Origin of the sequence: Arcicella lustrica (genome assembly GCF_034930985.1) — a bacterium.
Taxonomy (GTDB): Bacteria; Bacteroidota; Bacteroidia; order Cytophagales; family Spirosomataceae; genus Arcicella; species Arcicella lustrica.
Genome location: NZ_JAYGIM010000012.1, coordinates 74647 through 89504, shown reverse-complemented (window position 1 = coordinate 89504; position 14858 = coordinate 74647). Strand labels below are relative to the sequence as shown.

The window sequence follows — 14858 nt, the reverse complement described above, 5'->3', positions numbered from 1 at the left end:
TTTTTTAATCATTAATTACTTTGAAATTCAAAGTAATTTGCAAAATACACTACTATGAATAATAGAAAAACATTATTAGCCTTTACTGCAATAGCTTTTAGCTATTTGTTTTATCAACAATCGGCAGGAATTAATTTCTTGATTTTTACGATTATCGTCATCGTTGGCATGTTAATTACCCAACCAAATTTAATCAAGAACAACGCTTGGCAAATTGTAGCTTTGGGAAGTGTTTTGTCAGCAGGAATGATTGTTTTTCATCATTCTAACCTTTCAATGATAGCTAATTTCTGTTCTTTAACTTTATTGATTGGAGTAAGTAATCATCAAAATAGCAGTGTTTATATTGGCTTCTTGAAAGGTTTTGTTTCGATTGCTTTTTCATCATTTAAAATCATATTTGAAAGCTTTGACGAGTACTTCTTAAATAAAACAAAGCAAGAAAAGAAAGGTATTTCTATCCAGAAAACTACGGCATTTTATATTATTCCTTTATTAATCACTTTTGTATTTTATTTATTATATGCCTCTGCAAATCCTGAATTTGGCAGTTATTTCCAATTGCCAAAAGATATTATTTCTTTGCAGTTTTGCTTATTTTTTCTGGTTGGTTCGATGATGAGTGTTGGTATTTATTATCAATTTTTCGGTCAACAACTAACGGAATGGGATATTGCATTACCCAATACTTTAATCAGAAATAAACAAAAAGAGAAAAAGATTTTCCAATTGACGATTCTAAAAATTGAAAATACAAAAGGTATTATCGTATTTTCAATGCTGAATTTACTCTTACTTTTTTTCAATTTTATTGATTTTTCTGTCATTTTTTCAGACCAAAAATTACCTCAAGGACTTCATCATTCGGCTTATGTGCATCAAGGAGTAAATACTTTGATTTTTAGTGTTATTCTCGCCATCAGCATTATTTTATATTATTTCAGAGCGAATCAGAATTTTTACTCAAGAAATCAGTGGTTAAAAAGACTTGCTTATATCTGGGTTTTCCAAAATACGCTTTTGCTTATTGGGGTCATTTTCAAAAACCAATTGTATATCAACGAATTTGGATTAACCTATAAAAGAATCGGCGTATTTGTTTTCTTGATATTAACGATGGCAGGACTTATCAGTACTTTCTGGAAAGTACTTCATCAAAAAACGATTTGGTTTTTATTAAGAAAGAATTCTTGGTTTGCTTACTTCCTGTTAATTGTCAGCAGTTTCACAAATTGGGATAGCTTCATTGCTTCTTATAATATCAGCAAAGCAAATCAATTAGACGTAACTTATTTATTGAATCTCAGCGACAATACTTTGCCAGCTTTAAAAACATTATTGGTACATCCAAAAGTAAATCTTGATACCAAAGTGTTCAATTACACCTATTTAAAAGAAGATGAATACTATAAATCTGCACCTATTATTACACAAAGAGTATTTATTTTGAAGCAAATTGAAGCCTTTGAAAAACAATACAAAGCCAAACAATGGCAATCTTGGAGTTATGCAGATGAGCAGATTTTTAAACAATTGAATAAATAATGAAAGTAAAAGCATTTGTTCTATCGCCTATTTTATCAGGCTTGGTATATTTTATTATTTACTTTGTTTTTAACGGTGGATTCAATTTTGATACAGAGCTGACTTTGGCAGTTTATTTTTTCGTCCTCATCCCACTTTTTGTTCAGTTATTATTTGTTGAACCATGCCTGTTTTTAATTAGCTATTTAAAAAAGGTCGATTTAAAAACCTATTATTATTTTGCAATATGCTGTTGTTATTTTTTAACATTTTTTATGGTGGATATTACTTTTACAAAGGTTTCCATCTTTGAATCAATCAAAGATTTTGTTTCTATTTTATCACTTTTCTTTTTTTATTCAATTGTCAACATTTGTTTTTACAATCTATTTTATTTCAAACATGAAGATTTACAAAGAGAGTAATCGCCAACAAGTACTTTTCAATTTGGGGCTGATGTCGGCTTTAGGAGTTGTTTTATTTCTTTTTGAAGCCATCGTACTTCATAATATTTATTTGATAGGAATTAATTGGAATTTATTTCTAGCTTGGATTCCCCTTTTCATTGTTTTGTACATGAATAAACAAATCAAAGAGAAGTCTCTTTCAAAAAACAAAATATTGATTTTTAGTCTTTTATGGCTATTATTTTTTCCAAACGCACCTTATATCATTACCGATTTGGTTCATTTGCATCCATATAATGGCAATTCGTATTGGCATCATCAAATCATGATTTATACTTATGCTTTTGTAAGTTTAATTTGTGGTTTGCTTTCTTTGTACTGGATTCAGAAAATTTGGGAAACTACATTTTCGAAGTATTGGAGTATGTTTTTTGTAATCGCATCCGTAATACTTTCAGGATATGGAGTATTTTTAGGAAGAATTCAACGTTTTAATTCTTGGGATTTATTTACTCATCCTATGGCATTATTAAAATATGTTTTACATTCGTTCAGTAATCCAACTGCTATTTTAATGACCTTTGAATTCTCTGTTTTTATAGGTTTGGCTTATTGTATGCTCCACAGTTTGATTCATTTGAATGACCAATAATTTTAACGCAATAATTAAAAGATGATTGATTTTCAGAAATTCATAAAAAGTACTTCATTTGCCATTAAAGGAATACGCTCGATGGTAATTTCTGAAAACAATGCAAGGATTCATCTTTTAGCAAGTATTGTGGTTATTTCAACAGGAATTTATGTTGAACTTTCTGCTCAGGAATGGCTTTGGATTGCATTGGCAATCGCTTTAGTTTGGATTTTGGAAGCCATCAATACCGCCATTGAAGCTTTGGTAGATTTGGTTTCTCCGGATTTTCACCCATTGGCAGGCAAAGCCAAAGATATTGCGGCGGCGGCGGTTTTAATTGCTTCAATCTTTGCTGTAATCGTAGGAATTATCATCTTTTTCCCTAAACTTTCGTTATAAATATTCATCTTGCTGAAAGTTTTATGGCTTTCAGAAATTCATTGAATAAATATTCCTATTTTTGCCTTTTAGCAATAGCCATTCACGACGAATACCGCAAATCGTCCTTATTATATCATGAAAGAATACGGAACCAACGTCCAGAAATTAGTGAACCATATTCTAACGGTTCAAGATAGAGAAAAGCGTACTAAATATGCTTATTTATTGGTTGAATTGATGCGTCAGGTTCACCCAAATATGCGTGATACGCAAGATTATACCAACAAACTTTGGGATGATTTATACATCATGTCAAACTTTAAGTTGGATGTTGATAGTCCCTTCCCTCCACCATCACCAGATGCTGTTGGTAAACTTCCAAAAACTGTTCCTTACAACACGCATCATTTACGTTACCGTTATTATGGTCGTAACGTAGAATTGTTGATTGCTAGAGCAATTGCAGAAACAGACGATAATGAAAAACGCATTTTGGTTGCTCATATCGCTCGTTTGATGAAAACATTCTATCAAAACTGGAATCGTGAAGTAGTTGATGATGAAGTAATTTGGGGACATATTCTTGAAATTTCTAACAATACGCTCGCTCCTATCGTTCATGCTATTTCAGGACATTCATCGTTAGGAAATTTACGTAATGCCAACAATCGCCCTACTCCGCCAAACACACACGGAAGTAGCAATGGTGGTAGAAACGACAACAGAAATAACAATAGTGGCGGTCGTCAGAATTTTGGAGGAAGAAACGACGGTAATCGTGGTGGAGATACCCGAAATAGCGGTGGAAGAAACGATAATCGTAATAACAATAATGGTGGAAGAAACGATAATCGTAACAACAATAATAATAGCAATAATCGCAATAGAAGATAGTTTTTGATTTAGGTAAATCCAAAATACTTATCTCAAATTACAGATAGACAATTTAAGGTTTAAACATGGCATCATTCAAAGTAACTGGTAGTCGCCAAATGAAAGGCGAAATTATTCCGCAAGGAGCAAAAAACGAAGCATTACAAATTTTGTGTGCAGTAGTATTAACAAAAGAACCCGTAACGATTCATAACATTCCGAACATCAGAGATGTGAATCAATTAATCGACCTACTTGGCGATATGGGCGTTCGTTGTACACGCATTGCAGAATCTTCGGTAAAATTTGATGCCTCAGAAGTAAACTTAGATTATTTAAATTCAGAAACTTACAAGAAAAAAGCGGCGGCTCTTCGTGGTTCGGTCATGTTATTAGGACCAACCTTAGCACGCTTTAAAAAAGGAAGAATTCCTTCACCAGGAGGTGATAAAATTGGTCGCCGTCGTTTGGATACGCACTTTTATGGTTTTATGAAATTGGGTGCAAAATTCAATTACAGCCAAGAAGAAGGTGGAATTTATGAAGTAGATGCTTCTCATTTAAAAGGAGCTTACATGCTTTTAGACGAAGCTTCTGTAACTGGTACAGCTAACATCGTAATGGCGGCAGTTTTAGCAGAAGGAACAACGACGATTTACAATGCAGCATGCGAGCCATACTTACAACAACTTTGTAAAATGTTGAATAGAATGGGCGCTAAAATTACAGGCGTTGGTTCAAACTTATTGACGATTGAAGGCGTTGAATCATTGAATGGAACAGAACATACCATGCTTCCTGATATGATTGAAATTGGTTCGTTTATCGGTATGGCGGCAATGACTCAATCTGAAATCACGATTAAAAATTGTTCTATTCCAGATTTAGGCATTATTCCTTTAGTATTCCAAAAATTGGGTATTAAATTAGAAATCAGAGGTGACGATATTTATGTGCCTTCACAAGAACATTACGAATTAGAAACATTTATTGATGGTTCAATGCTTACTGTTTCTGATCATCCTTGGCCAGGTTTCACACCAGATTTGCTAAGTATCGTTTTGGTTACTGCTATTCAAGCGAAAGGAACTGTATTGATTCACCAAAAAATGTTTGAAAGCCGTTTATTCTTTGTGGATAAATTGATTGAAATGGGTGCTCAAATCATTCTTTGCGACCCACACCGTGCAACAGTAGTTGGTTTAAATCGTCAACAACAATTAAGAGGAATCAGAATGACTTCACCAGATATTCGTGCTGGGGTTTCATTATTAATCGCTGCAATGTCGGCAAAAGGTACTTCAATCATCGAAAACATTGAGCAAATTGACAGAGGTTATCAAAATATTGATACTCGTTTAAATGCCATTGGCGCTGAGATTGTGAGACTTTAATAGTTTTCGGTGAGTGAGTGATTTAGTGAGTTGTGAATTAGTGATTACTTGTACTCTCATTCATCTGCCGAAAACAGACAGCTTATAACTTACAACATCATTTTTTAAAACATTTTTCGGTTCAATAAAGTTGAAAAGATATGATACCAAACGTATTTAATTTCGACTTTACTGAACCGATTGTTTTTTTCTGGCTGTGCATTGTCATATTTGTCATTGTTATTTTTCGCTACTTTTTATTAGCAAGTATTTTCCATGTTTACTTTTATCTCTGGAAAACTGAAAAATGGCAAATTAGAAAACTCAATAAAAAACAATATCCTCCAAAACAATTTCGGAAAGAAATGTTTTGGTCATTAATCACAGCTTTGATTTTTTCAATTATCGGAGCATTTTCAGCAGTACTCTGGCAAAAAGGATTTACTGCTATCTATCTTGACATCAACGACTATCCACTCATTTGGTTCCCAATAAGTATTTTGCTTTCAATGTTTATTCATGAAACCTATTATTATTGGTTACATCGTTGGATGCACCAACCGAAGGTTTACAAAATTGTACATTATGTGCATCATGAAAGTAAAATCACTTCTGCTTGGACAGCATTTTCTTTTCATCCTATAGAAGGTATTTTAGAAGCCTTGATTATGCCCGCCATTGTGATTTTTCTACCGATACACATTTACGCCATTGTGATTCATCTCACCATCATGACGATTACGGCTGCCATTAACCATTTAGATATAGAAATTTATCCAAGAAATTTGTTCGGAAATTTATTAGGGAAGTACATGATTGGCGCAACACATCATAGCCATCATCACAAATATTATCGTTATAATTACGGATTATACTTTACTTTTTGGGATAAATTAGGCAAAACCGAAAGCCCTAATTTCACGAAGGAATTTGAAGAAAGGGAAGAAATGTAAACAAAAATAGTGAAGGGTTAAATTTGAGACAATTATTTGTTCAAATTTAACCCTTCACTATTTGCTAGAGGAACAAGATGAAGATCTCAGTCTTTTATCTTGTTTCTTATGTCTTTTTTCTCTACAAACCTATCTTAAATCATTCACCTCAACACCTGGAAATTTACTTTTATCAAACACAAAGTATTTATCATCTACAGGAACGTTAGGTACAAAATTGCTTACTTTAAAAGTTTGACGCTTACCACTTTTATCAGTAACAGTCCAGCTTTTTACAGATTTGTCTTTTTTGTTCAATTTAATTTTTACTTTCGAAACTTGCGTACCTTTTTTCTCAGGTGAAAGTTCAATTACTTCATAAGACTCTCCACCTTCTTTTACTTCTTGAATAAACACATAACGAAATCCTTTTTTATCAAATGAATAAATTTTTGAAGGATTTAAATCATTATCAGATGGTTCATAGTCAGAAATATTCACTTCATTTGTTTCTTTAATATAAGTAGAAACTTCTTTGCCGTTATTATAAATCTCCTGTCCACTCGTTTTTAAACGATATTTCTGTCCTTTTACCGTAATATTTCCTTGTAATACTTGTGTTGAGCCATCAGCACCATACGAAAACGAAGCACTAAATGCTTTCATTGATTTGTACTTTTTCTGCATTGCATCGATAATCACTCCAGCCTTTGAATCTTGAGCTTTTACCCCTACTACATTCATTATTAGGCAAATGGCAAGTAAAAAAATGTTTTTGTTCATCATTTTGTAATATATTTTATTTTGCTTTCGTTTGGACAAAACAAGTAAGGTTTGGTTTAACACAACCATAATAAAAACACAAAGGTGCTTAAAAAGTTCATAATTTCCATGAATCCAAGTATTGATTTAATGATTTCACAACCTTATTTTTTAATACTATCGAATTTAAAGCGGTGTACGTCGCTTTCATGCAAAATTTCAAATTAGAAACTTTATCTTTGCATACAAGGTAATCTAAGTCCAAATCTTAAGAAAAATATGCAGTTTTCATTCAAGAAATTCCTCCCACATTTGTATGCAGTAATTGCTTTAGTTGTGCTTGCAGGAATTTACGCCTCTCCAGCCTTACAAGGCAAAAAATTAAAGCAACACGACATTACGATGTCTTTGGCTTCTTCTCACGAATCTACCGAATTTACAAAAGCAACTGGCATTGTGCCTTGGTGGACAAACTCAATGTTTGGCGGTATGCCTGCTTATATGATTCACGGAGCTTACCCAAACAGTATTGGTTCTACCGTTGGCGGTGAAATTATGGGATTTTTACCCTCACCAATCAACGTTATTTTCTTAGAAATGCTCGGAATGTACATCCTCTTAATTGTACTGGGAGCAAATATTTGGCAATCAATCATTGGTGCCATCGGCTATGCCTTCTGTACACTCAATATGGTGATACTTCCAGCAGGGCATACTTCTAAAGCCATTGCCTTGGCTTATGCACCAATGGTTGCCGCTGGTGCTGTTTTGTGTTTTAGAGGCAAATATTTACTGGGTGGCGCATTAACGGCTCTTTTTATGAGCTTAGAAATCTATGCCAACCACGTTCAAATTACTTATTACTTTGGTTTGATGCTATTTGGCTATGTAATTGTAGAAATTATTAACCATGTAAAATCTGGTAAAATCAAATCTTTGGTTTTTGCGCTGTTGGCATTGGGGCTAGGTTCATTCGTTGGTGTTGCGAACCACACTATGAGGCTTTGGAATAATTATGAATACTCTAAAGAAACCATTCGTGGTAAATCTGAATTAACGACTAATACACAATCTAAAGGTGGTTTAGACCGTGACTACGCTTTCAGTTATAGCTACGGAATTGGTGAAACAGGTACTTTATTGATTCCTAATTTTTATGGCGGAACAATGGGTGGAAGTTTAGGTGGTAAAAAATCTGAAACTTTAAAAGCGATGGTAAATGCAGGTATTCCTGAAGAAAATGCCTTGCCATACACCGAAAGAGGCCCTGCTTATTGGGGCGACCAACCTGCTGTTGGTGGACCAGTTTACGCTGGTGCTATCATTTGTTTCCTTTTCGTTTTAGGAGCATTTTTAGTAAGGGGCTCGCTAAAATGGTGGCTGGTTAGTACAGCAGTATTTTTTACAATGCTAGCTTGGGGTAAAAATTTCCCTATTTTAAATTACCCAATGTTCGATTACTTCCCAATGTTTAATAAATTCAGAGCAATCACGATGATATTTTCGCTTACTCAATTAGCGATGGTAATATTAGGCGTATTGGCTTTGAAACAGATTAGCGATAATAAACCAACATTTGTAGAACTTAAAAAACCTTTAATATACAGTTTGGCATTCACTGCTGGCTTATGTGTTATTTTTGCACTTGTTCCAAGTTTGTTTTTCAATTTCAAATCTGTGAATGATGAAGCGATGCAAATTACGGGTGATAAAGGTGTTGATGCTCAGATTTTAAGAGCAATTGTACTTGACCGTGAATCGTTAATGCGTTCTGATGCTTTTCGTTCTTTAGCATTTATTTTATTAGCGGCTGGGCTACTTTGGGCTTGGGTTACTGGTAAAATTAAAGAATCTTTATTCTATCCAGTTTTGATATTACTTATCCTGATTGACTTATTCGGAGCTGATAAACGCTATTTCAACAATGATAATTTCGTTTCAAAATCAGAATACGAAGAAATATTTACACCAACTGCTGCCGATGAGCAAATTTTGAAAGATAAAAGTATTTATAGAGTATTCGATGCTGCTGCCGCAGGTGGTTTCAGTAGCGATGCTACTGCTTCATATTATCATCAGTCAATTGGTGGTTATCACGGAGCAAAATTGCGTCGTTATTCAGAGATTATTGAAAACCAAATTGCAAAAAACAATATGCAGGTTTTGAATATGTTGAATACGAAATACTTTATTATTCCAAATCAGCAAACGGGTCAGCCAGTTGCACAACAAAACCCAGAAGCTTGTGGAAATGCTTGGTTTGTAAACTCATTTAAAATAGTAGCGAATGCAGATGAAGAAATGAAATCTTTAGACAAGTTTGACCCTAAAAGCATTGCATTTATCGACAAACGTTTCGCTGACCAAGTAGCTAATTTAAAAATTCAACCTGACAGTATTTCAAATAAAATTGCATTGACTTCTTACAAGCCAAACGCTTTGACTTACCAATCAGACACTAAAACGGAACAATTAGCTATTTTCTCTGAAATATTCTATAGAGGAAATCAAGATTGGAAAGCTTATGTAGATGGACAATACAAACCACATTTAAGAGCAAACTATATCTTGAGAGCAATGGTTATTCCAGCTGGAAAACATAAGATTGAATTCAAATTTGAACCAGAATCAGTAAGTAAAGGAAACAAAGTTGACCTTATTATGTCTGTAATTTTGGTGGGAGTATTAGGATTAGCCATCTTTTTTGAAGTAAAGAAAAAATAGCTTTTGGATTTCGGGTATCGGAATTCAGATTTTATATACATATTAATTATCACATTTTGAATTTAGAAAATTTAACCTCAGAAGTAAGCAAATTAGCTCGTCAGACGGGAGAGTTTGTTAGAAAAGCAGCCTCAGAGTTCAGTAAAGACAGTATTGAATATAAAGGCTTAAATGATTTGGTTTCGTATGTTGATAAACAAACTGAGGAACTTTTAGTAGCTGGACTTTCTAAAATACTTCCTGAAGCTGGATTTATTGCCGAAGAAGGAACAGCTGAACAAGCTAAAAATCATGACTTAGCTTGGATTATCGACCCAGTTGATGGTACAACTAATTATATTCATGGAGTACCCGTTTTTGCGATTTCAATTGCTTTAATCAAAGAAAGTAAAATTGTGTTGGGTGTTGTCTATGAAATCAATAGAGATGAATGTTTCTCTGCTTGGCTTGGTGGTGGTGCCTATTTGAATGGTAGTCCAATAAAAGTATCGTCTGCCAAAACTTTAGGAGAAAGCTTAATTGCAACTGGTTTTCCATATTATGACTTTGAGTTGATGGAAAACTACATCGGTATTTTGAAAGAATTAATGCAAAAATCACATGGTTTACGTCGTTTTGGTGCGGCAGCTGTAGATTTAGTTTATACAGCTTGCGGACGATTTGATGGATTTTTTGAGTACAATTTAAAACCTTGGGATGTAGCCGCTGGTACTTTAATTGTGCAAGAAGCAGGCGGATTTGTAAAAGACTTCAAAGGTGGAGATGATTTCGTATTCGGACGTGAACTAATTGCGGGTTGTGCAATGTTTCCAGAATTAGAGGAAGTGATTGTTCGTAATTGGAATATCACAAAGTCTTAAATTAAAATAAAGACTGTCATGGAAAATATCATCATTGGTATTATATTTTTATCTGCTGTAGCTTATTTAGGCAACATCGTTTTAAAAAACTTTAGCCTAAAAAACAAAGCAGGTTGTTCAAAAGGCTGTGGCTCTTGTGGAGCAATTGATTTTGATAAAATTGCGGCTGAGATGGAAAGTAAAAACTAGCAGCATTCGCATAAAAAAAACCTCTAAGGAAAATTCCTTAGAGGTTTTTTTTATGCGAATGAAAAACGAAATTAACCAATCGCTACTAATTCAATATCAAAAATCAAATCTTTTCCAGCTAAAGGATGGTTCGCATCTAAAGTAATCGTTGTTTCAGTTACTTCAGTTACGGTTACTGGCATTACTTGACCTGAACCATCTTGGTGCATATTTAATTGCATACCTACTTCATAAGGAATATCCGCAGGAATTTCAGCTTTAGGAAATACTGCTAAATAATCAGGATTCACTGGTCCATAAGCTTCTTCAGCAGGGATATGAACAGTCTTTTTCTCACCAATAATCATTCCGGCAATGCCATCATCAAAACCTTTGATAACCATTCCAGTACCTAATTCAAACTCTAAAGTTTCACGTCCTGCCGAACTATCAAATACAGTTCCGTCCGTTAATCTTCCTGTGTAATGGACGTTTACTTTATCGCCCGCCTTTGCTTGTGCCATTTTATCAATTATTTTTAAAAATTTCGGTAAAGGTCGTAATTTTTATGGAAAAACTGGACTTTGTTCAAACGAAATATTAACAATCAAGTAAAGATATAAAGCTAACTTGGTCAAATAAATAGCAAAGTATTTTAAAAAATTTATTTGTGATAGACATTATAATTCAGCCAATCGCTCAATTGCTGAAATCAATGTATCTTTGTTAAAAGCTTAATTGAATGTATTTACTCTTTGTTGAAATTATCGGTTGGATTGGCTCAGTACTTATCGTTGGAGCATTTGCTTTAAATGCTTTGAATAAGATTTCATCCACCTCTATCAATTACCAATTAGCCAACCTTTTTGGCGGGATTTGTTTTATCGTCAATACGCTTGAACATAAAGCATATCCTTCTGTTTTTGTAAACGTTGTGTGGGTCGTAATTGCAGTTACTGCCATTTTAAAAGCTAGAAAACAATGAAATTTATTGATTTAAGTCATGTTATTGAAGAAGGAGTCGTTACTTATAAAGGACTCCCGGCTCCTGTTATTTGTGATTTTTGGACACGTGAAGAATCCAAACAATGGTATGAAGAAGGTACTTCGTTTCAAATGGGAAAAATCGAAATGGTTTCTAATACAGGAACCTACTTAGATACACCTTTTCATCGCTATGAAGATGGAAAAGATTTATCGGAAATCCTGATTGAACAAACTGCTATGTTGGATGCCGTTTTAGTAAGTATTTCTTATAAAGAGCAGCTAAGTATTGATAAATCATATTTTGAAGGATTAGACTTGAAAGGCAAAGCTTTACTCGTTCATACAAGTTGGGATGAAAATTGGAAAAGTGATGCCTATTACTCAGGAAACCCTTTTTTAACAGCCGATGCTGCTGAATATTTAGTTGCGCAAGGAGTGAAATTAGTCGGTATTGATTCTCATAATATTGATGATGTTTCAGGAAAATCCAGACCAGTTCATACGATTTTGTTGAAAAATGAAATATTAATTGTAGAACATTTATGCAATTTGAATGAAATTCCTGTGAATACTCCATTCAAATTTTCAGCAACTCCACCCAAAGTAAAAGGCATGGGAACTTTCCCAGTGAGAGCTTATGCGGTGATTGAAAACCTTTAATTCTCCTTGAAACCAAGATATTTACTTCCAGTTGTTATTTTTGCTCAATTTGCAGGTACTTCTTTATGGTTTGCACTCAATGCAGTTCTGAAAGATTTGCAAGTATTATATCCCAATACATCCAATTTTCTGGGAAATATGACCTCCGCAGTTCAGTTTGGTTTTGTAGTTGGCACAGCTATTTATTCAATTTTCACGCTGAGTGATAGATTTTCTCCTGTAAAAGTATTTGTCATTTCAACACTCATCGCTGCAGTTTTCAACCTTTTAATTGTTTGGATTAAGCTTGATTTTAAAACACTTTTAATCATCCGCTTTTTAGTTGGTTTTTTCTTGGCTGGAGTTTATCCTGTCGGCATGAAAATCATGGCAGATTGGTATGAAAAGGGTTTGGGCAGAGCTTTAGGTTATTTAGTGGGTGCTTTGGTTTTGGGTACTTCTTTCCCACATTTTATCGCTTATTTTTCATTAAAGATTCATTGGGAATCTGTTATTATTGCTACGTCAATCATTGCTTCAAGTGGTGCTTTAATGATGTTTTTATTGATTAAAGATGGACCATTTCGGAAAAAAGCTGGTAAATTCAACCCTAAAAGTATTGTAACATCCTTTAAAAATCCTTCGTTTAGAACATTCTCATTTGGCTATTTCGGACACATGTTTGAAGTATATACTTTTTGGGCTTATGTACCAATCATGATTCAGCAATACAACCAGCATGCTAATTTTCACTTCAATACTTCTCTGTGGTCATTCTTAATTATTGCTTCTGGGCTTATAGCTTGTGTACTCACAGGAGAATTTTCTGCAAAATTCGGAAGTGCAAAATTGGCATTTTTATGCTTATCACTTTCTTTAATCTGTTGTCTTCTTTCTATTAGTTTTTCTCAAGTCAATCCTTTTATATTCATTACAATCATGTTGATTTGGGGAATGAGTGTAGCTGGCGACTCCCCACAATTCTCAACCTTAATTTCACAAAATACTAATCCTGAATATCGAGCTTCGTCAATCACAATCGTAAATTGTATTGGTTTTGCCGTCACGATAATTAGTTTACAAATTTTACAATTCGCAAGCCAATACATCCCAAGTAATTATATTTATTTGATTCTAAGTTTTGGTCCAGCAATCGGTTTGATAAGTACTTTTAATCGTACATTTCTTGCAAAAAATAATGCTTAAAATATGGATTTATTAACATCAGACACACTAACTATCGCCAAAAACCTGTTGGGTTATCGTTTGGTTCATGAAAGCGATGAAGGAATTACTGCTGGAATCATTGTTGAAACCGAAGCTTATTTACAAGACGACCCAGCCTGTCATGCTTATCGAAAAAAGAGTACTAGAAATGCGCCAATGTTTGGCATAGCAGGTACAATTTATGTGTATCAAATCTATGGAATGCACTTTTGTGTAAACATTGCGACCAATCAAAAAGATATTGGTGAAGCCGTTTTGATAAGAGCTTTAGAACCAATTGAAGGAATTGACTTGATGGAGAAAAGGCGGAAAAGTAATGTTTTGAAAAATCTGTGTTCTGGTCCGGGGAAATTAGTACAAGCAATGGGCATTCATAAAGGAATGAACGATTGGCATATTTTAGAAGGTAATTTAAAAATGCTTCCTCCACTTTCAGATTATTCCCAAGCCTCAATCGTAACAACTACCCGAATTGGTATTACACAAGGAGCAGAATTACCTTATCGGTTTTACTTCAAAGGAAATTCGTTTATTAGTAAGAAGTGATTTAACATTCACTATTTTTCTGCTGATAGCTTTTGTTGAATATTGATAACAAAGTCAATTGAAACATTGGCAATATCAGCTATTTGCTCAAGTGTGTGACTTGTTTTTGTTAAAAGGTTTTCAACTATTTGTTTTTTAGCTTTAACAACAAAATAGTCAGTTTCTTCATTAATATATTTTGCTATACTTTCCATAATTTCATCAATTTTCAAATCTAATCTACGAAGTTCTGCTAGAATACGCAACTGTTGTAAATACTTCTTTAACGTTAATTCCGTATTTGTTGTTTCTTCAAGTCTTTGAATAATATTTTCAATAACGTACTCAGGCTTTTCAATACCAAAATCACTTAATACCGCAAATACAATTTCTTCTGGTTTATCTGATTTTATAAAAATCTTATAGTGAATATTTTTTATTGAACGTAGTTGGTACTTAAAACTCAAATCTTCTGAAATTAATATATCAGACATTTTAGGATTCTCTTTTCCTAGAAAAATCACAAACTGACGAACAGGAATTCGATACTTCCGCAATAGCATTGATTTATATTCAAGCATTCGGTAAATCATTTCAGGTTCATCAACTACTTGAAATTCGATTTGAAGTACAAAAACGTTTCCATTTGCATCTGTAATTTTCTTCAGAACGTCTGGTTTCCTTTCTTTAGTATGTTGAACATCATCAGGCAATTCCTCAAAAGAAAGAATAGCGATTTCAAGAACATTCTGCATTAAACTAGGTATAACGGCTTCAATATTTTCCTTAAAAATTTTATCATATTGATTCGCCTGTCTTTTTTTCAGATTGGTTTTCATAGA

Annotated in this window: 15 protein-coding genes and 1 pseudogene; 13 read left to right on the top strand and 3 right to left on the bottom strand. The window is 33.7% G+C overall.

What is annotated here, in order from left to right:
- Positions 1-54: 54 nt before the first annotated feature.
- From VB798_RS15880 to VB798_RS15855, 6 genes and pseudogenes are all read left to right on the top strand, one after another.
- The gene (locus tag VB798_RS15880; RefSeq protein WP_323260055.1) at positions 55-1545 is read left to right on the top strand and encodes a DUF4153 domain-containing protein; all 1491 of its coding nucleotides are present in this window, start codon (positions 55-57) and stop codon (positions 1543-1545) included.
- Positions 1546-1926: 381 nt separating this feature from the next.
- Positions 1927-2583 (top strand): DUF1361 domain-containing protein, encoded by a 657-nt coding sequence (locus VB798_RS15875; RefSeq protein WP_323260053.1) that lies wholly within the window; start codon positions 1927-1929, stop codon positions 2581-2583.
- Between the two features lie 21 nt (positions 2584-2604).
- Complete coding sequence (locus tag VB798_RS15870) at positions 2605-2964, top strand: diacylglycerol kinase family protein (RefSeq protein WP_323260051.1); 360 nt, start codon at positions 2605-2607, stop codon at positions 2962-2964.
- Between the two features lie 111 nt (positions 2965-3075).
- Positions 3076-3840: pseudogene (locus tag VB798_RS15865) on the top strand (DUF4290 domain-containing protein); the annotation flags it as partial.
- 65 nt (positions 3841-3905) lie between these two features.
- The gene (gene murA / locus VB798_RS15860) at positions 3906-5213 is read left to right on the top strand and encodes a UDP-N-acetylglucosamine 1-carboxyvinyltransferase (RefSeq protein ID WP_323260049.1); all 1308 of its coding nucleotides are present in this window, start codon (positions 3906-3908) and stop codon (positions 5211-5213) included.
- A gap of 140 nt (positions 5214-5353) precedes the next feature.
- The gene (locus VB798_RS15855) at positions 5354-6145 is read left to right on the top strand and encodes a sterol desaturase family protein (protein WP_323260047.1); all 792 of its coding nucleotides are present in this window, start codon (positions 5354-5356) and stop codon (positions 6143-6145) included.
- Positions 6146-6274: 129 nt separating this feature from the next.
- Here VB798_RS15855 and VB798_RS15850 read toward each other — a convergent pair whose 3' ends face one another.
- Positions 6275-6910: a LolA family protein gene (locus VB798_RS15850; protein ID WP_323260045.1), complete on the bottom strand. Its 636-nt coding sequence runs from the start codon at positions 6908-6910 to the stop codon at positions 6275-6277.
- Between the two features lie 255 nt (positions 6911-7165).
- Here VB798_RS15850 and VB798_RS15845 point away from each other — a divergent pair, with 255 nt between their 5' ends.
- Genes VB798_RS15845 through VB798_RS15835 form a run of 3 tightly spaced genes read left to right on the top strand, consistent with a single transcriptional unit; the run spans position 7166 to position 10659 of the window.
- Positions 7166-9610, top strand: a complete 2445-nt coding sequence (locus VB798_RS15845; RefSeq protein ID WP_323260043.1) for a hypothetical protein — start codon at positions 7166-7168, stop codon at positions 9608-9610.
- 56 nt (positions 9611-9666) lie between these two features.
- Positions 9667-10470, top strand: a complete 804-nt coding sequence (locus VB798_RS15840; protein ID WP_323260041.1) for an inositol monophosphatase family protein — start codon at positions 9667-9669, stop codon at positions 10468-10470.
- 18 nt (positions 10471-10488) lie between these two features.
- Entirely contained in the window at positions 10489-10659 is a 171-nt protein-coding gene (locus VB798_RS15835; RefSeq protein ID WP_323260039.1) for a FeoB-associated Cys-rich membrane protein, read from the top strand.
- 71 nt (positions 10660-10730) lie between these two features.
- On the opposite strand, the gene VB798_RS15830 is transcribed toward VB798_RS15835, so the two are convergent.
- Positions 10731-11162 carry an FKBP-type peptidyl-prolyl cis-trans isomerase gene (locus tag VB798_RS15830; protein ID WP_323260037.1) on the bottom strand — a complete coding sequence of 144 codons (432 nt, stop codon included), beginning with the start codon at positions 11160-11162 and terminating at the stop codon, positions 10731-10733.
- A 218-nt stretch (positions 11163-11380) separates the two neighbouring features.
- Here VB798_RS15830 and VB798_RS15825 point away from each other — a divergent pair, with 218 nt between their 5' ends.
- Genes VB798_RS15825 through VB798_RS15810 form a run of 4 tightly spaced genes read left to right on the top strand, consistent with a single transcriptional unit; the run spans position 11381 to position 14037 of the window.
- Positions 11381-11623: a CBU_0592 family membrane protein gene (locus VB798_RS15825; RefSeq protein WP_323260034.1), complete on the top strand. Its 243-nt coding sequence runs from the start codon at positions 11381-11383 to the stop codon at positions 11621-11623.
- A complete protein-coding gene (locus VB798_RS15820; protein ID WP_323260032.1) occupies positions 11620-12285 on the top strand; it encodes a cyclase family protein in 666 nt (221 codons plus the stop codon). Before VB798_RS15825 ends, VB798_RS15820 begins: the two co-directional genes overlap by 4 nt.
- 6 nt (positions 12286-12291) lie before the next feature.
- Positions 12292-13470 carry an MFS transporter gene (locus VB798_RS15815; RefSeq protein WP_323260030.1) on the top strand — a complete coding sequence of 393 codons (1179 nt, stop codon included), beginning with the start codon at positions 12292-12294 and terminating at the stop codon, positions 13468-13470.
- 3 nt (positions 13471-13473) lie between these two features.
- The gene (locus tag VB798_RS15810; RefSeq protein WP_323260027.1) at positions 13474-14037 is read left to right on the top strand and encodes a DNA-3-methyladenine glycosylase; all 564 of its coding nucleotides are present in this window, start codon (positions 13474-13476) and stop codon (positions 14035-14037) included.
- An 11-nt stretch (positions 14038-14048) separates the two neighbouring features.
- On the opposite strand, the gene VB798_RS15805 is transcribed toward VB798_RS15810, so the two are convergent.
- Positions 14049-14855, bottom strand: coding sequence for an RpnC/YadD family protein (locus VB798_RS15805; RefSeq protein WP_323260025.1), 807 nt, complete (start codon positions 14853-14855; stop codon positions 14049-14051).
- Positions 14856-14858 lie beyond the last annotated feature (3 nt).